This window comes from Salegentibacter mishustinae, from assembly GCF_002900095.1.
Classification (GTDB): domain Bacteria; phylum Bacteroidota; class Bacteroidia; order Flavobacteriales; family Flavobacteriaceae; genus Salegentibacter; species Salegentibacter mishustinae.
Map to the genome: position 1 here is coordinate 1,083,712 of NZ_LLKN01000002.1, position 23,725 is coordinate 1,107,436.

At 34.4% G+C, this 23,725-nt stretch carries 26 protein-coding genes; 3 read left to right on the top strand and 23 right to left on the bottom strand.

Features of this window, described 5'->3' with window-relative positions:
* Positions 1–30 precede the first annotated feature (30 nt).
* From tnpC to tnpA, 3 genes are all read right to left on the bottom strand, one after another.
* Positions 31–1,581, bottom strand: a complete 1,551-nt coding sequence (gene tnpC, locus APB85_RS07790; protein ID WP_057481887.1) for an IS66 family transposase — start codon at positions 1,579–1,581, stop codon at positions 31–33.
* A gap of 75 nt (positions 1,582–1,656) precedes the next feature.
* A complete protein-coding gene (gene tnpB, locus APB85_RS07795) occupies positions 1,657–1,998 on the bottom strand; it encodes an IS66 family insertion sequence element accessory protein TnpB (RefSeq protein WP_083482204.1) in 342 nt (113 codons plus the stop codon).
* Entirely contained in the window at positions 1,991–2,275 is a 285-nt protein-coding gene (gene tnpA / locus APB85_RS07800) for an IS66 family insertion sequence element accessory protein TnpA (RefSeq protein WP_057481886.1), read from the bottom strand. The genes tnpB and tnpA overlap by 8 nt, the downstream gene beginning before the upstream one ends.
* A 302-nt stretch (positions 2,276–2,577) precedes the next feature.
* On the opposite strand from tnpA, the gene APB85_RS07805 reads away from it, so the two are divergent.
* Complete coding sequence (locus APB85_RS07805) at positions 2,578–3,654, top strand: IS110 family RNA-guided transposase (protein WP_057482356.1); 1,077 nt, start codon at positions 2,578–2,580, stop codon at positions 3,652–3,654.
* Positions 3,655–3,822: 168 nt separating this feature from the next.
* Here the strand turns inward: APB85_RS07805 and APB85_RS07810 are convergent, their stop codons facing one another.
* The 16 genes from APB85_RS07810 to APB85_RS07885 form a co-directional block, all read right to left on the bottom strand.
* Positions 3,823–4,689 carry a hypothetical protein gene (locus APB85_RS07810; protein WP_103294436.1) on the bottom strand — a complete coding sequence of 289 codons (867 nt, stop codon included), beginning with the start codon at positions 4,687–4,689 and terminating at the stop codon, positions 3,823–3,825.
* Between the two features lie 146 nt (positions 4,690–4,835).
* Complete coding sequence (locus tag APB85_RS07815; protein ID WP_057481076.1) at positions 4,836–5,516, bottom strand: 2'-5' RNA ligase family protein; 681 nt, start codon at positions 5,514–5,516, stop codon at positions 4,836–4,838.
* A 185-nt stretch (positions 5,517–5,701) separates the two neighbouring features.
* Positions 5,702–6,877 (bottom strand): HEPN domain-containing protein, encoded by a 1,176-nt coding sequence (locus APB85_RS07820; RefSeq protein WP_057481077.1) that lies wholly within the window; start codon positions 6,875–6,877, stop codon positions 5,702–5,704.
* A gap of 162 nt (positions 6,878–7,039) precedes the next feature.
* Positions 7,040–7,690, bottom strand: coding sequence for an AbiU2 domain-containing protein (locus tag APB85_RS07825; protein WP_057481078.1), 651 nt, complete (start codon positions 7,688–7,690; stop codon positions 7,040–7,042).
* Positions 7,691–7,849: 159 nt separating this feature from the next.
* On the bottom strand, positions 7,850–8,302 hold the full coding sequence (locus APB85_RS07830; protein ID WP_057481079.1) for a hypothetical protein: 453 nt from the start codon (positions 8,300–8,302) through the stop codon (positions 7,850–7,852).
* 210 nt (positions 8,303–8,512) lie between these two features.
* Positions 8,513–9,220 carry a hypothetical protein gene (locus tag APB85_RS07835; protein WP_057481080.1) on the bottom strand — a complete coding sequence of 236 codons (708 nt, stop codon included), beginning with the start codon at positions 9,218–9,220 and terminating at the stop codon, positions 8,513–8,515.
* Between the two features lie 160 nt (positions 9,221–9,380).
* Positions 9,381–10,286 (bottom strand): abortive infection family protein, encoded by a 906-nt coding sequence (locus tag APB85_RS07840; RefSeq protein ID WP_057481081.1) that lies wholly within the window; start codon positions 10,284–10,286, stop codon positions 9,381–9,383.
* A 2-nt stretch (positions 10,287–10,288) separates the two neighbouring features.
* Positions 10,289–10,669 carry a hypothetical protein gene (locus tag APB85_RS07845; RefSeq protein ID WP_057481082.1) on the bottom strand — a complete coding sequence of 127 codons (381 nt, stop codon included), beginning with the start codon at positions 10,667–10,669 and terminating at the stop codon, positions 10,289–10,291.
* A gap of 172 nt (positions 10,670–10,841) precedes the next feature.
* The gene (locus tag APB85_RS07850) at positions 10,842–11,627 is read right to left on the bottom strand and encodes a hypothetical protein (protein ID WP_057481083.1); all 786 of its coding nucleotides are present in this window, start codon (positions 11,625–11,627) and stop codon (positions 10,842–10,844) included.
* A 165-nt stretch (positions 11,628–11,792) separates the two neighbouring features.
* Entirely contained in the window at positions 11,793–12,089 is a 297-nt protein-coding gene (locus APB85_RS07855; RefSeq protein ID WP_057481084.1) for a hypothetical protein, read from the bottom strand.
* Positions 12,070–14,082, bottom strand: coding sequence for a histidinol-phosphatase (locus APB85_RS07860; protein ID WP_057481085.1), 2,013 nt, complete (start codon positions 14,080–14,082; stop codon positions 12,070–12,072). Before APB85_RS07860 ends, APB85_RS07855 begins: the two co-directional genes overlap by 20 nt.
* A 160-nt stretch (positions 14,083–14,242) precedes the next feature.
* Positions 14,243–14,794: a hypothetical protein gene (locus tag APB85_RS07865; RefSeq protein ID WP_057481161.1), complete on the bottom strand. Its 552-nt coding sequence runs from the start codon at positions 14,792–14,794 to the stop codon at positions 14,243–14,245.
* Positions 14,795–14,834: 40 nt separating this feature from the next.
* On the bottom strand, positions 14,835–16,013 hold the full coding sequence (gene xerA / locus APB85_RS07870) for a site-specific tyrosine recombinase/integron integrase (RefSeq protein WP_057481086.1): 1,179 nt from the start codon (positions 16,011–16,013) through the stop codon (positions 14,835–14,837).
* A gap of 191 nt (positions 16,014–16,204) precedes the next feature.
* Complete coding sequence (locus tag APB85_RS07875; RefSeq protein ID WP_057481087.1) at positions 16,205–16,720, bottom strand: hypothetical protein; 516 nt, start codon at positions 16,718–16,720, stop codon at positions 16,205–16,207.
* Between the two features lie 67 nt (positions 16,721–16,787).
* Positions 16,788–17,216, bottom strand: a complete 429-nt coding sequence (locus APB85_RS07880) for a DUF4268 domain-containing protein (protein WP_057481088.1) — start codon at positions 17,214–17,216, stop codon at positions 16,788–16,790.
* A gap of 1 nt (position 17,217) precedes the next feature.
* Positions 17,218–17,886, bottom strand: coding sequence for a ZIP family metal transporter (locus tag APB85_RS07885; protein WP_057481089.1), 669 nt, complete (start codon positions 17,884–17,886; stop codon positions 17,218–17,220).
* A gap of 126 nt (positions 17,887–18,012) precedes the next feature.
* On the opposite strand from APB85_RS07885, the gene APB85_RS07890 reads away from it, so the two are divergent.
* Entirely contained in the window at positions 18,013–19,170 is a 1,158-nt protein-coding gene (locus APB85_RS07890) for a THUMP domain-containing class I SAM-dependent RNA methyltransferase (protein ID WP_057481090.1), read from the top strand.
* Positions 19,171–19,235: 65 nt separating this feature from the next.
* On the opposite strand, the gene APB85_RS07895 is transcribed toward APB85_RS07890, so the two are convergent.
* The 3 genes from APB85_RS07895 to rlmD are packed head-to-tail and all read right to left on the bottom strand — an operon-like array spanning position 19,236 to position 21,852.
* On the bottom strand, positions 19,236–19,940 hold the full coding sequence (locus APB85_RS07895) for a DUF6048 family protein (protein WP_057481091.1): 705 nt from the start codon (positions 19,938–19,940) through the stop codon (positions 19,236–19,238).
* Positions 19,906–20,442, bottom strand: coding sequence for a DUF6452 family protein (locus tag APB85_RS07900; protein WP_057481092.1), 537 nt, complete (start codon positions 20,440–20,442; stop codon positions 19,906–19,908). The genes APB85_RS07895 and APB85_RS07900 overlap by 35 nt, the downstream gene beginning before the upstream one ends.
* Positions 20,443–21,852 carry a 23S rRNA (uracil(1939)-C(5))-methyltransferase RlmD gene (gene rlmD / locus APB85_RS07905; protein ID WP_057481162.1) on the bottom strand — a complete coding sequence of 470 codons (1,410 nt, stop codon included), beginning with the start codon at positions 21,850–21,852 and terminating at the stop codon, positions 20,443–20,445.
* Between the two features lie 183 nt (positions 21,853–22,035).
* On the opposite strand from rlmD, the gene rocD reads away from it, so the two are divergent.
* The gene (gene rocD, locus APB85_RS07910) at positions 22,036–23,316 is read left to right on the top strand and encodes an ornithine--oxo-acid transaminase (RefSeq protein ID WP_057481093.1); all 1,281 of its coding nucleotides are present in this window, start codon (positions 22,036–22,038) and stop codon (positions 23,314–23,316) included.
* Positions 23,317–23,389: 73 nt separating this feature from the next.
* Here rocD and APB85_RS07915 read toward each other — a convergent pair whose 3' ends face one another.
* Entirely contained in the window at positions 23,390–23,722 is a 333-nt protein-coding gene (locus APB85_RS07915; RefSeq protein ID WP_057481094.1) for a CCC motif membrane protein, read from the bottom strand.
* Positions 23,723–23,725 lie beyond the last annotated feature (3 nt).

Here is a 23,725-nt window from a genome sequence, read left to right on the forward strand (position 1 = left end):
TTTACTTGGCTACCTTCTGGTAAGCTTGATCTAAACTTGCTGTAATTTCTTGTAGTTCTGAGGGTAGAGATTCCGGATGTCTTTATGGTTGATAGACATGATATTTTCCAGGGTATATTTGAGCCACTCATATGGATTCACCTCGTGTTTTTTACAGATGGCAAAGAAGGAATAGATTCCTGCGGCTCTTTCTGCCGCTGAATGAGAACCCGCAAATAGGTAATTCTTTCTGCCCAGGGCCAATGGCCTGATGGCATTTTCCACTAAATTATTATCAATCTCCAGAATACCATCAAAAAGATAGGCGCTGAGCTGGTCCCAACGATCCATAGAATATTTAAAGGCTTTCCCGATAGGACTCTTGGGAAGGATCAGTTGATGTTTCATCTGATCGAACATCCATTTTCCAAATTCATTGATAACAGGCAATGCTTTTTCCAGGCGCAGAGATTTACGCTGCGCAGGACTTAAGTTTTGCTCCCGCGCCTGGGCTTCCACCGCGTAGAGTTTCTGGATAAAGCTCAGGGCTTTTTCAGCGCGCTCCCTGTCATTATCCTTTGCCTTGTCAAATTCCCTTCTGGCGTGGGCCCAGCAGTTCAGGTGAGTAACCCCTTCACGTTTGCCGATTTTATCATACGCGGCATAGCCATCACTTTGAAGGTAGCCTTTAAAGCCGGCCAATACATGATCGGCAGCCTCACGGCTACGCCCGGGCTGATAATCAAAGAGTACGGTACCATCTATAGGACAATGATGTACCCAATAATAGCCTTGGTGTGTTTTTCCTTTTTTAGCTGGATCCATCACCTTTATGGGTGTTTCATCACTTTGCAGGTAGCCCTTGGAGCGAATATCCTCCAGCAGGTGCTGATAAAGGATATCGATGATTTTAAGACTTTGCCTGGTCCAGCCTTCCAGGGTGGAAGATGCTATAGGGATCTCTGCTCGTTTAAAGCGTTGGAGCTGCCGGTAAAGCGGAAGGTGATCCTGGTACTTATCGACTAAAATCGAAGCCAGGAGTCCGGCTCCCGGGATTCCTTTTTCAATCACCCGCTCGGGAAGTTCCCCGATGATCACTCCCTCTTTATTGTTAGGAGCATACTTATAGCGGATGTAACGTTTGATATAGTATTTAGCAGGTTCGTATTCCAGTTCATCGGTCACTTCTTTGCCGATACAAACCATATCGGTAAGATCTTCCTCGGGATAGATCTCGATCTCTTTTACCTCAAGATGCTCCGGAAGGGCCATTCTTCCTTTGTGGTTGGAAGTTTTTTTGCGAGGTTGGTCACTGAGCTTTTCTTTTAACTCGGATTCTTGTGCTGCTGCCTTTTGGGGTTCCATTTCAAAGGGAAGGCTCATCTGGTTTTTATCCCCTTCGAAGCGTTCTCTTTTTTGGCCAAAGGCCAGGCGTTTGTAATACTCCACCTGGAATTTCAGGTCAGCAATCTTATGCTGTGCTTTTTCAACTTCTTGTTCCCTTTTAGAAACACTTTTTTCAGCTTTTTCCCTCTTTTTCGTCTCCTTCTTCAGGAGGGCCAAAAGCTGATCTTTAGTAAGGTTTTCTAAGGGTTCTTGCATGGGTTAAAGATACAAAAACAGCCCTATTAAACCTACCGTGAACCCTTGTTTTTACTGATAAAACACCATTATTTTCTAGTGAGAATAGCGCAGTTTCTGAACACTTTTTTCAACCGTAATACCCTCTATCATCAGGACCAATTGCGGCCAGGTAAAACTGGTCTGATCTTCTTTAATTACGGGCGGAGTGAAGCTTCCGCGCTCCAGGCGTTTGTAGTATAAAACAAAGCCGCCCCGCTCCCAGTGGAGCAGCTTGAGATGGGTGCGATTCCGATTAAGAAAAACGAACACATCACCGCTGGTAGGCTCCCGGTTTAGTTCATTTTTCACCAATCCGCTCAGGCCATTAAATGATTTTCTCATATCACAAGCCTTGCAATAGAAATGATAGGTGTTAGAGGAGTTAAGGCTAAACATGCCGCAACTGCACCAGTTTAGCTATAAGTTCTGGATCTGAACCGTTCATTCTAAGATGAACGCCATTGGGGAAAATAAGTTCGACTTCCATAGGCACAGAAGACCTTGTTGGGGTTATTGTCACAAATCCTGTACTACTGTTCTGGCCGTATTTTTTCTTCTTCCAATAGTAAAAGGTGGACGGAACCAAACCCTTGATTTTACAAAATTTCTTCCCACTGAGAGAACTACTTTCATACTCCTCAATCAAAGCAAACATTTCTTGTTCTTTACTCATTATAAATATTTTTGAGCAAAGCTAAATTCAGTATATTTATTTAACAATACGGGTTTGGTGGGGTGGATACGTTCGTATGTTAGCTTTATCGAGGTAATTTAGCTAAAAATAGGAATTAATAATTAAACCAATGGAAGGGATAATGAGGTTTCGGTAGATACATTTTATTTAATGATATCGTGCGATAGAAATTCCACCCTTCCATTTTTCTCTCAGAACTTGAACAGTACCTGGATCCTTTTTAGAGATCGTATCAAAGACGAGCAAAAGTGATGGAGAATTGGGTTTATAATTAAACAATTATGGAGCACCACATTTTAAAAGTAGCCTTGGGAGTAGATGTATCTAAAGATAATCTGGCCGTCTGTCTTTGCCGCCTAACGGTTAACCTAACAAAAGAGTTTGAAGATCCTTTTGAAGTTAGTAATGATCTTCCCGGATTTAAAAAACTAATACGATGGCTTGATAAGCAAGTAGCCTCTCGTGAGAATCTGTGGATTGTAATGGAATCTACAGGTATCTATCATGAAGCCTTTGTGTACTACCTCTATGAAGCTGGTTTTAATGTGAGCGTGATGCAATCTGGTCGTGTTAAGCGTTATGCCCAAAGTCTGGACCAAAGATCCAAAACTGATGCATTGGATAGCCGTATGCTAGCTATGCTTGGCTGTGAACGAGCATTACCTTTATGGACACCACCTGATCCAATTTTAAGAGAATTAAAAGGTCTTAGTAGGGAACGTTCATTTTTGTTAAAGGAGAAGCAAATAGAAAAGAATAGGCTTCATGCTAGTGAACATTCTGTATACAGCAACAAACGAGAATTAAGACGTTATAAACAACGCTTAAAATTGATTGCTAGGCAATTGGAGGAAATAGAGAAAGAGATGATGGAATTGATCAATGCCAGCTCTTATTTAAAGGGTAGAATAAAGCATTTGGAAAGTATTCCGGGAATCTCTTTTGTGTCTGCAGCTACGGTAGTAGGTGAAACCTTAGGTTTCACTGGTTTTACCAACGCCAAGCAACTTACGAGTTACGCAGGGTTTGATGTAGTGCTGAAAGAATCTGGAGCTTATAAAGGCAAGACCAGAATTAGTAAGAAAGGGAATAAAAATATCCGTCGGGCACTTTATATGCCGGCGATGACCGCTGTTCGATGTAATCCCACATTGAAGAAGTTCTATGAACGCGTGAAACCTACTAAGGCTAAACCTATGATTGCTTTGGTGGCGGTAGAGCGCAAGTTATTAGTACTGATGTACAGCTTATGGAAGAATGAGATCAATTATGATCCGGAATATGAACAAAAAAAGACAGCAAGAACCGAAGTCCTTGCTGCACAGGATAGAAGCAATTTAGCATTGACTTCTTCCTAAAACTTTAATCAAAAATATTTGTTTTATAACACAGTACCTATCGCCAGTTGGCGGAGTAAGGGACGCGGATTTGTCGGCTTAGTATTGGTTTATTGATCTAGTTAATTATTTTCTTTCTAAAGCTGCCGCCTATTGGCGATGAACCGTTGTTACCTAAAGTATGCTTTCCTAGAAATATGTGATTTCGCGTTTAACAACATGGATTAATTTATTATCATAATTGAAGAATCTTTTCTCAATCCAATTATTTTCTGAATCATATTCATATTCAGTACGACTCGTACTTATTTCTTCTCTATCAAACCATTCTTGTTTCCAGCTGATTTGATTGCCGTACTGGTCATAATCAAATACCATAAAAAAGCTATCATTAAATTTTGGCCAAATTATTAACTCCTTAAATCTTTGATTTGATGTAGAATCTTTAAATGTATATATTCTTAAATCTTGAATAAAATCTTTATTTTCATATTCTTCTGATCTAATCAATCTATCGAATTTATCGTACTCAAATAAACTTTTTGAGATATAAGAACTATCAGAATTTGAAGTAGTTAATATCTCCTGTCTATCTTTTTGTTTGTATTTAAAATATAGTGTTTTGTATGTATTATCATATTGTCTAACATCAATTATTGAATCTCCAATATAATTGTAAGTCCACTTAACTGTATCCTCGTATTTAAAATGAATTCTTTCTTCTTCTAATATTCTATTTTTGTCATCATATTTATAATTCCAAGAGGTAACTTGATATAAGGAATCGACTTTTCCTTCCAAACCTATTCGATTTTGTAAATAACCTTCTTGATTAAACACTAATTTGTAACTATTCGGACCAAAAAAATTCTCAATTCTAAGTTCGTAAGTTGAATCTTTAAAATTCTTAACATCATAGTATTTATGTACCAAGATTTTTACTTTATTATTTAGATTTCTCCTTTCTAAATCTGTTTGATTTAATCTTTCCCTTATTTGACTAGAAACAAGGAGTGGAGTTATAAGATATATGAAAACGAAAACTTTCTTTAGCATATTTTTGGTAACGGTTACGTATATTCGTCAGTTGTGGTAGTGAAGATACGAATTTGTCCGTTTTAGTTTTTTAATTCTTGGTTTCTATAAATTCTCTTTTTAGCTGAATGGCCGCAATTGCGAATATGCGATGTTGTGCTGCGTTGCTATATTCTAAATTTTTCTAGCAATTTTGAATTCTTTTTTCTTTGATACCAATCATTAAAAACTAATTCTAATTTTTTTACTTCGAAACTTTCAAAATCATAGTTTTTATATTTTTCGATGATTTCTAAAAACTTATTTTTATTTTGAAGTTTTCTTCTAAATCTTAAAACTGTTGAATGCGCTGTTTGTAAAGAATATCTTTTATCTATTGATTGCTCCAGGTCTGAATTTTTAAATTTTGTTCTTAAGTTATTCCTCAGATCATTTAAAATATCATTTTGTGGAAAACCTTGAATCATTATTCCTGAATCGGAAGCTGTAATTCCTTTAAATTTTATTTCGAATCTGTCAATTTCACTCAAACTTTCTTTAATCAAATCGATATAATCGGGAAGTGAAATTTGATCTAATCGGAAACCTTCATAACACGAAATAATTGACATTACTGTGATATGAATATCTGAATTTGGATAATAATATTGCGAAGGATCAATTTGTTTTAATTCATCCAAAAATAGCTGAATTCTGTTTTTTACATTTTCGGGAGGTCTTATCAATAAAGTTATTCCGAATCTTCTATCAGCTGGAGAATCAATTAATAAATCAGTTCGATAATCTCCATTTTCGATATTTATGATTGAACTTTCATAAAGTTTTTTATAGTGTTCAGTCAGATTCATTTTTCTTTTTTCCTCGATTTTCAAAGCAATGCTGCACAACGGTCTCGATTATCGCAAGTTGGCGGAGTAGGGACCGCGGCGTTGTCGGCTTAGACCTAGTTTGTGGGTGAATTTAATTATTTTCTTTTTAACGGTGCCGGCTATTTGCGATGAATCGTTGTTGGGTGTAGTCTAATAACCAAATCTTAAGAATTTCTATTTTTCCATAGAATACAATCCTTCACCAAGACTTTTAAAAATTGGTTTATTAATGGTGTTTGTTGAATAACCCCATCTGAACCATTGACACTTAGAAGAGGTAAGGAGGATCCATTATAATTTCTACTAGATAATAAATCTCCATTATGAACAAATCTGGACCTTATTGAATAGTATTTGTTTATTAGTTTAACGGCTTCTTGATTACCTGTTGCATCCGACACTAATTTTTTAACTCTTTTAGCTATTGAAAATTTTTGTTGACCACAATTATTACATCTTTCAGGCTCAATATCCTCTATAGATATAATTTCCAATGCAGTCATATACTTTATACTCGCATATTCTAAAGCACTGAAGTCTAAGTCAAAATCTGTATAAGAAATTTCTTCAAAAAATAACCCTTGACGAAAGGCTTTAATACTTTTGTCTAGATTTGAATTGGGGTTGTCATAATCTATATTTTTATTTAGGAACTCATCTATTAAAACACCAAATTCTTTTGATACTTCTAGCTCTCTTATCTTATCGTTAGAGTTTATACTTGATGTTTCTTCTCCAGAATCAATATTTACTAAAGTAAACTCTTCTTCGTTACTTTCTCTCAATTGAGCTATTCCGGAATTTTTAAAGGTTATAAATTCGAGAGTGTCCATTGATAAATAGGATATAATAATATCACAATTACTCATACCAAAAGTGGCATAGTCAGTTTTATCGTAAGCTTTAATTTTAAACCTCAATTCATTCTTTTCAATAGTAAAATTTTCACCTTCAAATTTTTTAAACGAAATTTTTTCATCAAGCGAATATTTTAGAACTATATCCTTCTTATATTCATTAAAACTTAAAGCTTCATCAACAGATTTATCAAATTTTTTTTCGAATTCTGTTTGATTTTTCAATGCGTTATTTTCCCAAATCAGCTCTGCTATACAACCCTTTTTAGAATAAGTACATGAAATTGAAGTGGGGGTGGACTTATGAGAAATAGCACCTAAATCAATAAATCCTAAAAAAATTGTTTGTGCTTCTCCAATTTTGACCGGATTGAAGTTCCAAGCTAATTTGTCAAAATTTGATCGTAGCCGATACCATAAACATCTTAAAAATTCGTTTGTTTCAAGATTAGTTGGTTTTGAAACGTCGTATCTCTTTTGCATTAAAAATTCTGTATTAGATTACACCCAACGGTTACGGTTATGGACAAGTAGCGGGAATAGGGACGCGAAATTGTCGGCTTAACCTTTTGTTTATTGGTTTTCTAAATTACACTTTTTCGGCAAAACCCGCTATTTGCTATAACCGATGTTGTATGCTGGCCTTTAAGTCCTGATTATTTTCTTTACTTCTTCTTTTGTAAATATGTCAAAGTCAGATTTAAAACTCTCATAGTATAAGTCTCTAATTTTTAAATATTTAAATGAATTTTTGATTGAAGTAGGTTTTTCGTAGAGTATTTGAAATTGCCAATTTGTATTATCATAATGAAGATTTATTTCTCTGAAAATTTCTTGTAATGATGTCAATACTTCCCAAAAATCTTTGAGAGTAATGTTATATTTTATTTCTGATTTTTTTCTGTCAGTGTGAGCAAAAACTTTATTTCTTAAAAGACTTATATCGTTAAAGTGTTTACTGGTTTTGAGAAATTTAGTTTTTAATATTTCTAATGATGAATGAGTGGGAGTTTTGTGCCAGTCAATTTTGTTAAGGTTTGATTGACTAAAATTTATAAGGTTTAAAATATTAAAATGTTCTTTTTTATCAATCAATTTATGGCAGTCAATTACGAACAATTTAGTGTAGTTTAAATATAGTCGATAGAAAAAACTCGACTTCTTTATCATTCTTTCAAAATATTCTTCTTCTGGATTATGAATAGAACGGATATCCTGCTTTAAACATTCTAATTCTAAAAGAATTTCTCTTATTTCAGACAGTTTATGTTTTAAAATTTCCGAATTTTCTTTCATCTATCTTTTTGTGAGGCTTGCATACAACGGTCTCGATTATCGCAAGTTGGCGGAGTAGGGAACGCGGCGTCGTCGGCTTAGACCTGGTTTGTTGGTTAATTTAATTATTTTCTTTCTAACGGTGCCGTCTATTTGCGATGAATCGTTGTTGTTGCGCGTTTAGCATTTAATATTCTTCTTAAATTTTTTGAATAGGAGTTTTTCTTGAATTCGCAGAACGAGCCAAAACCATAATAATATTACCGGAAAAATTATTATGCTCCAAAATGGAATTTTCGTGTCATTTATTATTTGAGCAAAAATTACAATTGAAAATAAAATAAGTACGAAGTATAATTCAAATCTGATTTTAGTACTTAATATTAATCTTGTTGAATTGTTATCAATTTTCTCAATTTTTCCAAATCCTCTTATTCCCTCCATTATTTTTGGAAAGCCCTGCATATATAGAGTTCCAATTGAAAATCTCGAATAAAATTTGAATGATGATAAGTTTGACCATTTAATTCGAAACTTTTTCTCATTATTCTGAATCTTTTTAATCAGATTTTCTTTAGAATCTGGAAAAATTATTTCCTCATTAAGTGTTATAAAATCTATTAGGTTTTTCAATTTTAGTTCTTCTTAATTGTTTAGGATTTAACTTTAAACTTTCTATTTAGTTGGAACATAGTGAATGCGCTACAACGGTCTCGTATATTCGTCAGTTGTGGTAGTGAAGATACGGATTTGTCCGATTTATTATTTTTTTCTTGATTTCTATAAACTTTCTTTTAGCATAATGGCCACAATTGCGAATATGCGTTGTTGTACACTGTTTTATTAAAATGATTTTGTTTTTACCCAATCTTGCATATCATTAATAAAAAGATCAAGTATTTCTTCATAATTGTCATCTGGATCACTTATGTCATATGTCTCCCAGTCATTCCAAAACTCACTTAATATACGATATAGTGATTTATCTATTTTGATTAATCGTCTATGAAATTTTTCATAATTGTGTAACTTGTTATTACATGATTTTATAGCAATATAATTTGCTACATAATGTTCTATTCCCTCATAAGTATAGATTCCATTAATTTTAAAATTATTTTCTATTAATTCAATTTTTTGATTACTACTTTTCTTTTGGTTATGGTCAGTCAAAAATTCGTGATTTTTAAATCCTAAGTTTATAAATAATGGAAGTATAATAATATGCTCCAAGCAATTTCCAATGTGATCAACAAGTTCCTTATTGAAAATGATATTCAAATCTTCATTGTCGTAGTTATCTATTATTAAATTTAAATCCTTAGCTACATTAAGATCTTTACTTCTTAAATATGCGTGAAGTAATTCATGTGTAAATGGAGCAGAATTAATGTTCTTCTCATCTATATAAATAGTAATTGAATCTTCTGTTGTATTTATTCCGTAATTTGGTTCAAAGCTACTATCAAATTCAATATTTAAATTTTTATCAACTTCTTCCCAAATACTTCTATTTCTATCATCTATTAAAGAAGTATATTTTTCTAGCATTGGATTTTCTTATAAAATAGTGTACAACGGTTACGGTTATCGCAAGTTGCGGGAGTAGGGACGCGGACTTGTCGGATTAACTTTTTTCTTTCCTGGTTTCTAAAATTACACTTTTTCGCAATACCCGTTATTTGCGATGAACCGATGTTGTAGCCAGTTTTTATTGTCTTAGCTCGTGGGTCTCTAATAAATAAATGGCAAGTGTTGAAGCAGCACCTACAGCCAATTTAGCGTGCCTTGGTTGTAAACCTTTAAATCTACCATCCTTTCCGTGACCACTGCCATATTCATTTCTTATTTCTCCTATTCCTTGTACAACTGAGGATAAACTACCTAATATTTGTTTTATTGATTTCGCCGCTTTTACTTCATCTGAAATATCTTCAGGGGTTAATTTTAGAAGCTTAGTTGTCTCTTTCATTAATTTTGGAAGATCCCAACTCTTCTCATATTTTATTTTTCTCTCTTCAAAAATTGATTTACAACAAGTCTCAATTAATTCTTTGGCTAGCCCAATTGCTATATGTGGAGAATTTTCAATCGATGTTTCCATCAAATTGATTTGTTGGGTTACATACTCAGCGTTTAAAATTTTTCGAATATTTTCTGTTTTCCTTGCCAAGGATTCTTTTCCTGTGATTTTCATCCTACCGACGAAAATTGGTCTACCAGAAATTTTGGTCTTTTCAACTAATTCAAAATTATCCTCCTGGAGATTATCATTAAATATTTGTAACAGTTTGCTTACCTCTGATTTATCAGCTCTTACAATTGGATGTATCATTTCACACAAGAAATTTAAGAACCTTGAATCATCACATTTCATTAGATTGAATCTGTCATCGTAGAAAATCCAATTATCTTCCCAATCATTGTTATGTATACGATGTTGCCAAATATCTCCAGCGGCATTCTCGAATCTACTATCGTAAGATTCCATTTCTTCTAAATTGTAAATTCTAGACAAGAAATCAATTTCTTCCAGCCTTCCTGACCACCAGAAATTTTCTACTTGAATGAAATCAAAAATATTTCTTCTTGTTATTTCTGAGATTTTTTTGGCCAAAATTAATCTTCTTTAAGGGCAATTTCTATGATTAGATAATCTCGATTTTGCCCAACAATTAGGTTGAAACCATCTTGATCACGATTAAATTCTTCTGGAATTTTTTCTAAGTCAATTAATTCTTTACCGTTTTCTTTTAAATACTCATTTAGGATTTGAATTACTTCACGCTTTATTCCGTCAGGAAAAAATAATTTTATGCTCTTCCAATTTTCTTTAGTATTTGCCCAATATTCGTATTTGCTTAAATAATGATTTTTGACTTCTTCTGATTGAATTTGTTTGAAGTCCTTATCAGTAGGATAAAGAAATTCTAATTGAAAAATTTCTTGGTTAATTCCTAATCTTTCTGATAAGAATTTGGTCAGTGTAAAATAATCCATTTGGTTCTAAATATTTTCTTTAAAAATTGGCTACAACGGTCTCGTATATCGACAAGTGGCGCGGATTTATGGATGCGTATTTGTCGGCTTAACGATTTTGTTTGTTTTGAAAACTAAATTAGTACTTTTCTAATAAACCCGCCATTTGCGATATACGTTGTTGGCGAGTCGTTTAATATCGAGAATCTTGAAATTGACTATAATTAATTGATCCTGTAAATTTATTCGAGTAATTATCTCCTAATTTAATTCGCAATTCTGTTTCATAATTACCTTGATAAATAACTTTGGAACTAATGATAATATTTTCTGGAGGTAAAACAAGAGAATTAATTCCATTGCCACACATGAAAGAATACATTTTTTCTATAGGTTTCCATTTATTTGTTGAGTCTTTAGCTTCAACTAAAATTGGTATAAATCTATCATAACCTATATTAATTGTATCATTCTCTTGATTTTTTATAAATACTGGATAAGCTGAATAATATTCTTCATTCAAGTATTTGTCAATTACTAGTTGTTTAATAATTGTACTAGTATCTACTTCTAGATTAATCTTAGTTTCATTCCAAGATTTGAATTTTCTAGATTCTTCCCAACCATAATAAAATGGATAAATAGGATTACTGCGGAATTTTTTATTGTAAGTGTTGAAAATTTTATCTAATTCTACTGTATCTATTTCTTGAACTTTTCCATTCTGAGGTGGAGGAGGTGGAGGAGGTGGATTGAAAGGAAAATCTACCAATTCGTAATTCAAATCTATTGTTTCCTTTAATTTTCCAATATATAGAATGCCGCTGCTCGATCTTGATATTAAAGAATCAGATTTGATCTTTTTTACAGTTTTGATATTTGTGAGAACCGGAAATTCAGTAGTATCACCTTTATTAATATCAGATTCATCACAACTAATGAAAAGAATAAAAATCAGTAAAATTTGAAATATTTTCATCAAATTATTTTGTTATTAAATGCTCGCCAACGGTTACGGTTATCGCAAGTTGCGGGAGTAGGGACGCGGACTTGTCGGATTAACTATTTTCTTTCCTGGTTTCTAAAATTACACTTTTTCGGAAATACCCGTTATTTGCGATTAACCGATGTTGGCGGTAGTTTGTTACTGATATTTCTCTAGTTCTTCTTTGAAAATATTATCAGTTTCATCTTTAAATCTATTCTTATTGCTGAGAAAATTATGGAACTTTTCGTAAAGATTTTTATAAATAATTTGGTGGGCTTTATTCCCTAAAGTTTCCTCATTATATTCATCCATATCAAATTCTTCTTCTGTTGCATAATCTAGCAATTTCATAAGATCATCTTTCTCAATTTTATCTAATTCTGTCCAATCCTCTGGAGAATTTTTATCTTTTAAAAAAAATCCTCTATTATCTTCAATCTTTAAGTATATCATAACTTCTGGTTTTTCTTTGAATATATGCTTCTTCTCCTGCCTCCAAGCAATTTAATAAGATGTCAAAATTCTTGATTTCAACACCATCAACGCTTTTTAGCACTTTACTGGTTGGGTGTCCAAAGAATACTTGGTATTCAACTTTTCCGGAATCAACTAATTTTTGTGTATAAACTATGTGATTTGGATTGATTGATCCACCTATAGTGCTACTGTGTGTAACAACTATAACTGGTATTTCTTTGGAAATTTCTTTAATAAGCTCATTTACTTCTCCTTTTAGAAAAATATTATCAAATGAAGATTCTGGTTCGTCAATTAGCAATAGATCGTGCTTTATAGCATCATTTATTTCGTGGAGTAAATTGAATTCGGATCTTTCACCCCCAGAAACTTCAAAACCGTGCTTATTTAAAGTTCTATAATCGATATCAACAAAATATTTATAGAATTCAGTTTCTTCTATTCCTACGTTCTGTAATGATATTAGATATTTATATGGTTTATCATAATTGTTGTATGCTTCACTGAACGCCAATTGTCTTCTGCTTTTTGCCTTTAATTGACTTGCACCTGTATACTTTTTAGTTTTTGCAAGAACTTTAAAACCTCTTATGTCTTTACTATCAATTATTTTTTCAATTTTCAGATTATCAACTAGCGTTTCAAATTTCCTAACTTTTAACTTTTCTCTTTGGATTTTTTGAAAATCAACTGGCTCGATTGCTGTTGTTGTAGAGCGGAATCTTAACCCATCCTTTATTTGATCTATAACTCCATTTACCCAGCTTTTCTTAAGATTATTTGTATATAGTTCATTATGCTTTATTATCAACTCAACAATTAAGTTCTTTAGACCATCTTCAGTTACGTGCTTATCTATTATTGATTTGTATTCTGTATTTTCTAATAGTGTTTTTGTAGATGATATTAGTTTCTTTATGTTTTCTAAATTATCAGTTTCGAATTGGGTTTCGTTATATAGACTGCATTTTGAAAAGGTATCTAAGTTGTCATTTTCTAAAGCGAATTTCTTTAGAGTTTTGAGATATTTTTCTAATTCAATTTCATTTGATTTTAAGTCTATTTCATTTACTTCCATCACAACATCTTTGAAGTCTTTCAAGTAATTTTCAGTTATCAAACTATGTCTGGTTGTAACTAATTTTTTGAAGTTTTCTTTATCGTTTTGAAGTAAGCTAAACTGTCGAATATATTTTACATTTTCGAAATTTTCACAAATTTTATCCAGTGTATAGGTTTTTCCTGATGATCTTCCACCGATTATAACGTTTAGAGCAGTAGATAACATTATACCGTCATCTGTTGCTTGAAAAAAATCGTTTCCATCATTTTCTGATAGAAATACTTTTGTCTTATCGTATAAACAACCTTTTATAGCATTTAAAGAAGATTCTTCTACATCGAGGTATGTTTGTCTAGTTGGGAAGTTCTCTATGCCTTCAACCATTCGACAGTCACTGAAAATAACTGGTGTTAATTTATCTTCTTCCTTTATACAAGTTTTAAATTTTCTAAGACTAGTAACTTCTCCCGAAAAAATGTTTTCTCCTAACTTATCTAAAGTCAATGGTTTTATGTTCGGCTTCTTGTCGTAATGCGGAATTAATAAATAGTTATTTAATGCAGGAAAAATTTCTATTAGTTGATCGTAGTCAATTGAATCGTCCTTCGACGGAATTAAACCTTTTACTCTATTGCATTTATCTTCAAAATCTCTTAGGTTTTCATTTTCTGATATCAATAAAATATGTCCCCCTTCAAGATCAATTTCAATTCCAGGAAAAACTTTAATTTCTAATTCACGATTGATTTCTTCGAATTGTTCTCTATCAAATAGGTTATGATTGGTTATTGCAATGCAATCCAATGATAGCTTTTCTACATATTCTTTTAATGATTCTAGACTAAATTCAAATGGTCTGTCACTAATTGACTTTACTGTGTGGATGTGAAAATCTATTTTTTTCAATACGAATTATGTTTACAAATTACCGCCAACGGTTTTGTATAACCGTCAGTTACGGGATTAAAGTTAATGATTTTCGGTTAAGAACTGGCGTTAGCAATTCCGAGTGGATTCGGACGCAGTCGAATCCGCCGTAATTGCGGTTATACATTGTTGCCCATAGTTATTTTTTATTCTGCATTTCACGAATTGTTTTTTTCCGTTCACGCATTATTTTTCTTCGTTCTTTTTTTGTTTTGTCAGTCAATAGTGGTGTCCAATCAATTCTGTCGTCACTTTCAAGCCACTCCATATATTTTTTCTGAAATTTCTCAATTCCATCTCGCTCGATAAATGGTAAATAATATTCTATCAGATTTGCGTTTTTTTCGCAAAAAGTCAATGTACAGTTTTGAATTCCAGTTACTCTTGCATAAGGCATTCCCTCAATTCGGTCAGCCATTATTATTGCAATTTCTCCTTTATTCAAAATCCGATTGTTACATTCCGATTTAATTTTAGTCAAGGTTTGGTCTGTAAAAAATTCTGCAAGAGTCGGTAAAATCCGCCAACCATATTCAATCAGTTTTTCGGCTTGTTCTGTTTTTATTATTTCTTTAGAGTTCTCAATTTTTGAAATTCCGTCCAATAGATTTTCAATTTCAGATTTTGATTGAGAGAAGCCAAAACTTGAAATTAAAACTGCAATTATTAATGTCAGACGGATTTTTTTCATAATTATGGGCAACGTGTTATATCCGGCACAATATACCTTTTTAATCAGAAATATTTCGGGATAAACGCATGTTTCCATCCTTTTTATCAGAATTTGATAACGCTTTTAAACTAACATCTAACGGACTCGTAATCTTCATCAATTCCTTTTGAGTTACATGAGTGTAGATCATCGTAGTTTCCGGTTTCGAATGCCCCAGCAAACTCTGGATATGCCTTAAATCTATGCCGTTTTCTAACATATGCGTAGCATAAGAATGTCTCAATGTATGCGGTGTTACTCTCTTTTTAATATTGGCCAGTTTACAGGCATGGTTTAGCGCAGCTCTTATACTTGAAGTTTGATAAGAACCACCTTGCGGACTTTCTACAAAATATGTTTTTGGCCGGTAAGTTTCCAAATAATTTAAAAGCAAAGGAATAAAACTTTCTGCCATAATTACAATTCGGTCTTTTCGGCCTTTCGCACCACGTATCGCAATTTGCCTGCGGTCTATGTCTATATCTTTTTGTTTCAGGTTTACGGCCTCTCCAACTCTTAATCCCGAAGAATATAGTAATGCAAAAATCGCGCGGTGCTTTAGATTTTGAGTGGCTCTTAAAAGATCTATTACCTCTTCCTTAGACAAAACAACGGGTAAGAATTTACTCTTTTTAGGGCTGGAAATTTGTTCGGCTTCTAATTCAGGGAACCGGTGTAATGCTGCAAAATGTTTTAAAGCGCTTACACATTGCCGGTGTGTACTAATGGCGTAATTCTTCCCGGCAATTTCTTTTTCAATAAAAAGCTCAATGCTACGGTTGGTGATACTCTCCAGTTTATCTTTTTGAAACGCTATAAATCGCTGTACAAAAGTTGTATAAGTTTTTAAGGTGCTTTTACTAAAGCGTTGCCCATTTAAATAATTCTGAAATTCTTCCAGGATCTCCAATTGCTGCGGATTCAAATTCGAATGCTCTCCCTCCGGAGTTTCTACCGTCTCTGTTTTAAGATCTTTTAAAGCCGAATAATCTATAATGCAGCCTATCTTTTTTAGAACAGTATAAATGCGCTTTTTGTTGTTGAACGAATATGGCAAATAGAAACACGAATAGGTGCGGGACCAGCGCATCCCTTCCATATTTTTAATGAATTCATTTAACTCAAAATCAAATTTATAAGTGATTCCAATTTGTAATTCGTCACGGTGCTTAAACGCAAAAAGTCTAATAGTTCTCATAAGCCTATTTTAAACAAATAAGCGACTAAATTAGTTGGGTGAAAACCCTGAAAATGTGGTGTAAGAAGAAAACTTACCTAAAAAGATCTTTATATTTTCAGCAAAATCTGCACAGTGATAAAAGCTCGTAATCTTTAAAAAAGCCTCATGTTTTAGCATATTTCACTAAGAATTGTTCAAACTATTTCCCCTTAATTATTTAAAGGATTTAATTCGAAAACTCCATCAAAATCCAGTAAAATTTCTCGGGTATCTTCTTCTCCTTGTGGTACCGTAATACTCACATCTACATCAATTTCCCATTGATCATTGCTTACTTTTTTACCCTCAATAATTCCATCGGAAACTGAAAAATAGCCATTGGGATCACAAAAACATGATAAGGCATATAAAGCTTTTGCATCCTCAAAATTCCCGGTTTCCAATTTAAAGTTTTCTGCGTCTGGTGATACTTGAAAAGCCAAATTGTAAACATCCTCATCATCAGCTATTGCCGGGTCATTTTCGTCGTAATACTGATAATAAAAAACAAGGCTGTCGCCTTCAATAATTTTGATTTCTCTGGAATTCTCTTCCTCCCTTATGGAAGCGTTTTCAAAATAAATAAAATCTTCAATAATAACAGATGACCCATCGGGGTTGTCATCATCTTTACTACATGCATTTAAGATTAATATCCCGAAAATTAAAAATATCCCTTTTTTCATGGTGTTAGTTTTTATTAAGATGAAGAAAATCACAAAAGGTTGCGTTGAATTTATTGAAATTATTCTGTTAAGTAGAAATAAAATCCCGGTATTCTTCAAAAAAACCTTCCATTTTCAACATATTATCGCTTAAAAATTTCATCACCTCTGGCCAGTGTTGCCGGTTATGAATATTTACACCATCTAACTGAACGTAAACCCGGGAAACTATTTTTCCTTCGGGAAGTTCATATTCTTCCTCGAAAACGGTTTCAGGTAAATATTCAGAAACCAGGATGTTTTTTAGGGAAAGCAGTTTTTCAAAATAATAGGCTCTAATCAGCGGGTCTTCATCTATCACATCTATAGAAACCTGGGCAAATTTTCGGTTAAAATTGAATTTAAGCTGAAGTTCTTTTATGCCGGTATCATACAAAACCCATTTTCTGCGGAAAACGATACCGAAGCTGGTCCAGAACTGTTGCCTTAATTTTTTGCTTTCAGCTTTACTAACCATATTAAATATAATAAGCCAATAAAATTCCGCCCACAATTATCGCCAGTTTAGAAATATTGAATTTATGGTTCTTGGAGGCTTCGAATAGAATAGTGGTAGAAACGTGTAGAAAAATACCAATCACTAAGGCATTAATGTAAATAGAAAGTTCCTGGAGTACACTAAATTGAGATTTAAAGAAGCTTCCTAAAGGAGTCATTAAAGCAAAAACCGCCAGGAATACGCCGACTTTAATTTTACTCAAATTAGAATGAATTAGAAAAACTGAAAGTATGGTCGCTACCGGAATTTTATGTATTACAACTCCGTGTAAAATATGATCGCCTTCATCCATAGGAAAACCTTCCAGGAAAGCGTGTAGACTTAAACTTAGTAGTAATAGTATAGGAAATTTATTCATTCCTTCCTGCTGGTGCAGGTGGCCGTGTTCCACGCCTTTTGAGACAAATTCAAGGATAATTTGAAGCAGTAATCCAAGCATAATAAAAATGCCCACCTCGTTAGTGCCGTTTAAATAAACCTCGGGCAATAATTCAAAAATTGTAACCGCTAAAAGATAAGCCCCGCTAAAACTAAGCAGCAATTTAAACCCAGTAGAGGAGGAGGGTTTTAAAAAAGTAGCGATAAGATAGCCGGCAAGCACAGAAAGAAGGGGTAAAATATAGATCATTAATTACTGCAAAATATTATTAGAAAACCTGAGTCGTAAAAGCTTTTAGAATATTTCAGTATCCAAAGCCGGCAATACCTTTATTCAGCAAAATTACCCTATTTTTGTGGACTGTAAAAAACCGATATGGAAAATAATTTTAAAATGATCGCTAAGACCATGTATGGTTTTGAGCCAGTTTTGGCTAAAGAACTCATGGCACTTGGCGCGATGGATGTAAAAGAAGGAACCAGGAATGTAAGTTTTGTAGGCGATACCGGCTTTATGTATAAAGCCAATCTTTGCCTAAGAACTGCCATTAAGATCCTAAAACCTTACCAGAGTTTTAAAATATTTTCTGAAGACGATCTTTACAAGCAGATCTACGATTTACCCTGGGAGAATTTTATGGATGTTAACGATACCCTGGCCATTGATGCCACGGTGCATTCTGATACGTTTACACATTCCAAGTATATTTCCCTTAAAACCAAAGATGCTATCGTAGACCGGTTTCGGGATAAGTTTGGTAAAAGACCAGATGTAGATCTTGATTTTCCAACCTTGCGACTTAATATTCATATTGAAAAGAACTTTTGTAACGTTTCTTTTGATTCCTCTGGACAATCGCTACATAAACGTGGCTATAAAACCGCGACTAATATTGCACCTATAAATGAAGTTTTAGCTGCCGGAATGTTATTGCTTTCCAGTTGGGACGGGCAGTGCGATTTTATGGATCCTATGTGCGGTAGTGGTACCATTTTAATTGAAGCCGCGATGATTGCCTGCAATATTCCACCGAATTTAAACCGAAAGGAATTTGCTTTTGAACGCTGGAAAGATTGGGACGAAGATCTATTTGAAAAAATAGAAGCTTCTGTGCTGAAGAAAATGCGGGAATTTCATTTTAAGATCACAGGTTATGATACCTCACCATCGGCAGTGCATAAAGCCATAGATAATATTGAAAATGCTAATCTTTCTGAATTTATTAAAGTAGAAAGACAGGATTTCTTTGCTTCACAAAAAGAGGGCGAGCGCCATTTACATATGTTATTTAATCCGCCTTATGGAGAGCGATTAGAAATAGATATGCCGAAATTCTATAAAGAGATAGGAGACACGCTGAAACAATCTTACCCGGGGACTGATGCCTGGTTTATTACTTCTAACCTGGAAGCTATAAAACATGTAGGCCTAAGACCTTCCCGAAAAATAAAACTTTACAACGGTGCCCTGGAATCTAAGTTATTAAAATACCAGATCTACCAGGGATCTAAAAAGGCAAAGTTTCAGGATTAAAATTTGAATGTATATTCTCGCAGTTTTGAAATTGAAGAACTTTTAAACTGCGGGAAAACTTCTTTCTATTTCTTATAAAAAGGAATCAGGTAACTAATGGTGTATCCATAACCCACTCCAATATTACTATCGTCATAAGTTCGGTTAAAACCGGGGATAGCCAGGTTATCAAAGTTATCTGGCGCAGTTTGGAATAATCTTCGCTTAAGCTGCACATTTACCGATAGGTATAAATTATTCAGAACTTCAACTTTAATCCCGGCAATTAATTCTATCCAGTTAGCAGTTAAGCCCGAATATTCAATATTATCGGTCCTAACATCAGGTTCAAAGAAAGTGTTGGTAGTATAAATTCGATATTCGTCAACATCCTGGGTAAAAGTGGCAAAGCCATAACGCGCTCCTACAAAAATAAGGTTCTGCATTCCCGTCCAGTTTTCGTAAGCATTATAATCTGCACCGAATTTTATATAACTGCCGCTTGAAGTTAGCTTGATATTATCTTCTTCGTAACCTATACTTTCATTACCAAGTTCTACCGCGGCGTAATAGTTTTTATAAACCCTGTAATCTCCAAGGATCTCGAATCCTGAATAATCGTCCTCAAAAGCGGTTCGTGCCAGTTTACTAAGATCTGTTCCTACACGTAAACCAAATTTCTCTCGCATGGCCAGGCTATCCTGTACCGTGGTTTCCTGGCTTAGTAAAGGGCTAGCCAAAAATAGAAAGGCAAGACTAAAAAAATATGTTGATATGTGCTTGTGTTTCATCTTCGATATTGGGTTCTTCAATAATATAAGAATCAATCCATTGCCCATCTTCACCACCTTCAATGGTTAATTTTAAACTATTGTATATTACTTTATAAGCACAGGCACGGTTTAAATAAATCTCTTCGGTGCCATAGGTAAAGGTTAGAGTGTCGGTATCTGGGGTGAATTCTTCATCTTCATCCTCTTCTTCCTCGTCAGGATCAGAATCAAAAAGGGTAAAGATATAGGAAGTTGCATTTTGATCTGTTCTTAGTGGAATCAAAATGCTATCTACACTTATTCGTTGATACAATGTTTTGATTGAATCGCTTACCGTAGATCTAATACTTAAATTAGTTGGGCTGGCCGGGTTATCTCGTTCTTCGGCATCATAAAATCGCACCACCATCAAAGGAGTGGTTTGCGTTGCCTCAGGGCAAATATCATCTCTCTGGCAGCCTAAAAAAAGCATAAGTAGCCCACCGATAAAAAAGAGATTTTTAAGATATTTTGTCTTCATCTATTTTCTTTCTAAACAAACAACATTTTCTACGTGGTGCGTTTGCGGAAACATATCTACCGGTTGCACTTTAGTCACTTTATAATATTCGTCTAATAAAGAGAGGTCGCGAGCCTGTGTAGCCGAGTTGCAACTCACGTAAACAATGCGCTGTGGCAATATACCAATTATTTGGGCAATCACATCTTTGTGCATACCGTCACGAGGCGGATCGGTTATAATAACGTCTGGCTGCCCATGTGTATCTATAAATGATTCAGAAAAAACCTTTTTCATATCGCCTACAAAGAATTCGGTGTTTTCAACCTGGTTGCGTTCAGCGTTCTCTTTGGCGTCTATAATAGCTTCGGGCACAACTTCAACCCCAATTACTTTTTTCGCTTTTTTCGCAACAAACTGGGCTATTGTTCCTGTTCCTGTATATAGATCGTAAACAATTTCGTCTCCTTGAAGATCGGCGAAATCCCGGGTTATTTTATATAATTCGTAAGCCTGGGCAGAATTGGTTTGGTAAAAAGACTTGGCGTTTATTTTAAACTGAAGTCCTTCCATTTGCTCAAAGATATGGTCGCGGCCTTTATAGCAAATTACTTCCTGGTCATAAAGAGTGTCATTTCCTTTTTCATTGATCACGTATTGTAACGAAGTGATCTCCGGAAACATTTCTGCTACCGCATCAAGTAATAATTCTCGTTTTTCTTTGTCTTCATGAAAAAACTGAATTAAAACCATTAACTCTCCGGTAGAGGAAGTTCTAATCATTAAAGTTCTTAATAAACCTTCCTGTTTACGGGCATTAAAAAAGCTGAGATCGTTATCTGTAGCGTATTCTTTTACAAAGTTTCTTATTGCGTTGCTGGGATCTTCCTGTAGGTGACATTTTTTGATATCCAGAATTTTATCCCACATTCCGGGAATATGAAATCCAAGGGCATTTTTGTCATCAAAATCTTTTCCGCTGTTTATTTCTTCAGGAGTAAGCCAGCGGCTGTCGCTAAATGAGAATTCCATTTTATTGCGGTAGAAATAAATTTCCTTACTGCCTAAAATTGGGGTCACTTCAGGTAATTCAACTTTTCCTACACGAATAAGATTGTTTAAAACCTCGTTCTGTTTGTATTCCAGTTGATATTCGTAACCCATATTTTGCCATTTACAGCCTCCACAAGTGCCAAAATGCTGGCATACAGGTTCTACACGTTTATCTGAAAATTGATGAAAATTCACTGCAGTTCCCTGGTAGTAAGATTTTCTCTTTTTCGTGGTTTTAATATCGGCAATATCACCGGGCACTACATTGTCTATAAAGATTACACGACCATCTGGAGATTTACCAATACCTTTTCCTTTTCCGCCGGCATCAGTAACTTCAACGGCGTCAAATACCTTGTTTTTATTCCTTCTTCCCATAGCGCAAAAATAGAATAATTGTGAAGATTTATTCCCCGACTTACTTAAAATTTCGGCAAACATTTAGTATTTTGCGAAAACTTGAATTTTTGGATGATTTCTCTCCCTTGCAGCTCAGACTCTTTAGTATTGGCTGAGAGCAAAAGAAGGAATTTTGAAAGTTAACAGTAAAAAAATAAATCAATGCCATTAGCAGAAATTAAATCCTCAGAAGAAGCCATTAACCTGGAAGATAAACATGGAGCTCATAATTACCATCCACTTCCCGCTGTACTAAGCAAAGGGGAGGGAGTTCATGTTTGGGACGTAGAAGGAAAGAAATATTACGATTTCCTTTCTGCTTATTCCGCGGTAAATCAGGGACATTGTCATCCTAAAATTGTAAATGCTATGTATGAGCAAGCCTCAAAATTAGCACTTACCTCAAGGGCTTTCCATAACGATGTTCTTGGTGCTTATGAAAAGTATGCCACCGATTATTTTAAATTCGATAAACTTTTGCCAATGAATACAGGGGCAGAAGCTGTGGAAACCGCTATAAAAATTGCCAGAAAATGGGCTTACGAAAAGAAAGGAGTTAAAGAAACAGACGCTCAAATTATTGTTTGTGAAAATAATTTCCACGGAAGAACAACCACGATAATTTCTTTCTCTAACGATGAAGGAGCTCGTAAAAATTTTGGTCCTTATACGCCAGGATTTATAAAAGTAGCTTATGACGATCCTGATGCTTTAGAAAAAGCAATTACAGAAAACGATAATATAGCCGGCTTTTTAGTAGAACCTATTCAAGGGGAAGCAGGAGTTTTTACCCCTGCTAACGATTATATGAAAAGAGCCAAAGAGATCTGTAATAAGCATAATGTGCTTTTTATGGCCGATGAGATCCAGACAGGGATTGCCAGAACCGGAGCTTTATTAGCCGTTTGTGGTAATTGTACTTGCGAAGGCCATTGTGAGCGCCAGGAAACTTATACAAGACCAGATATTTTGATCTTAGGTAAAGCACTTTCTGGAGGAAATTATCCTGTTTCTGCGGTATTGGCAGATGATGAGGTAATGAATGTAATTCAACCGGGACAACACGGTTCTACTTTTGGAGGAAACCCAGTAGCCGCTGCAACTGCCGTAGCTGCGTTAGATGTGGTGAGAGATGAAAAACTAGCCTTAAATGCACGTAAACTCGGAAATCTTTTTAGAAGATTGATGGATGATTACATTAAGGATTCTACTATTGTAGAATTGGTAAGAGGTCGCGGATTATTAAATGCAATCGTAATTAACGATTCAGAAGAAAGCTCTACAGCCTGGGATATTTGTATGGCGCTGAAGGAAAACGGACTTTTAGCAAAACCAACTCACGGGAATATTATTCGTTTTGCGCCACCATTGGTAATGGACGAAGAACAGCTTAGAGATTGTGTAGACATTATTACTTCTACTTTAAAGCAATTTGAGAAGTAATTTTTCTCGAAGATACATAAAGAAAAAGCCAGCTATTTCAGCTGGCTTTTTTGTTTTCCAAAAGAAAAATAGTTTATTGATTTTGTTGCATTTCTCTCATCATTTCCTCCTGTAGCTCATAGATTCCTTCTACGCCGCCGTACATTATAATCATTACAATAGAGGAGATCAAGCTAATGGCGCTTAAAACCAGGCCTATAATGGCAAGAATTTTTCCTGTTTTTACATTTTGGTAACCGGTATATAATTCTGGTTCTGCATTATAGATCTCTGTGGCTCGCTTAGCCATTACCAGGGCAATGATCCCGAAAATAATCCCGAGTACTCCGTAACAGCAGCATCCAATAATAGAGAGGATCCCGAAAATTAAAATTAAAGTTGAATTTGGTAGTTGTTGTCTTTCCATAAA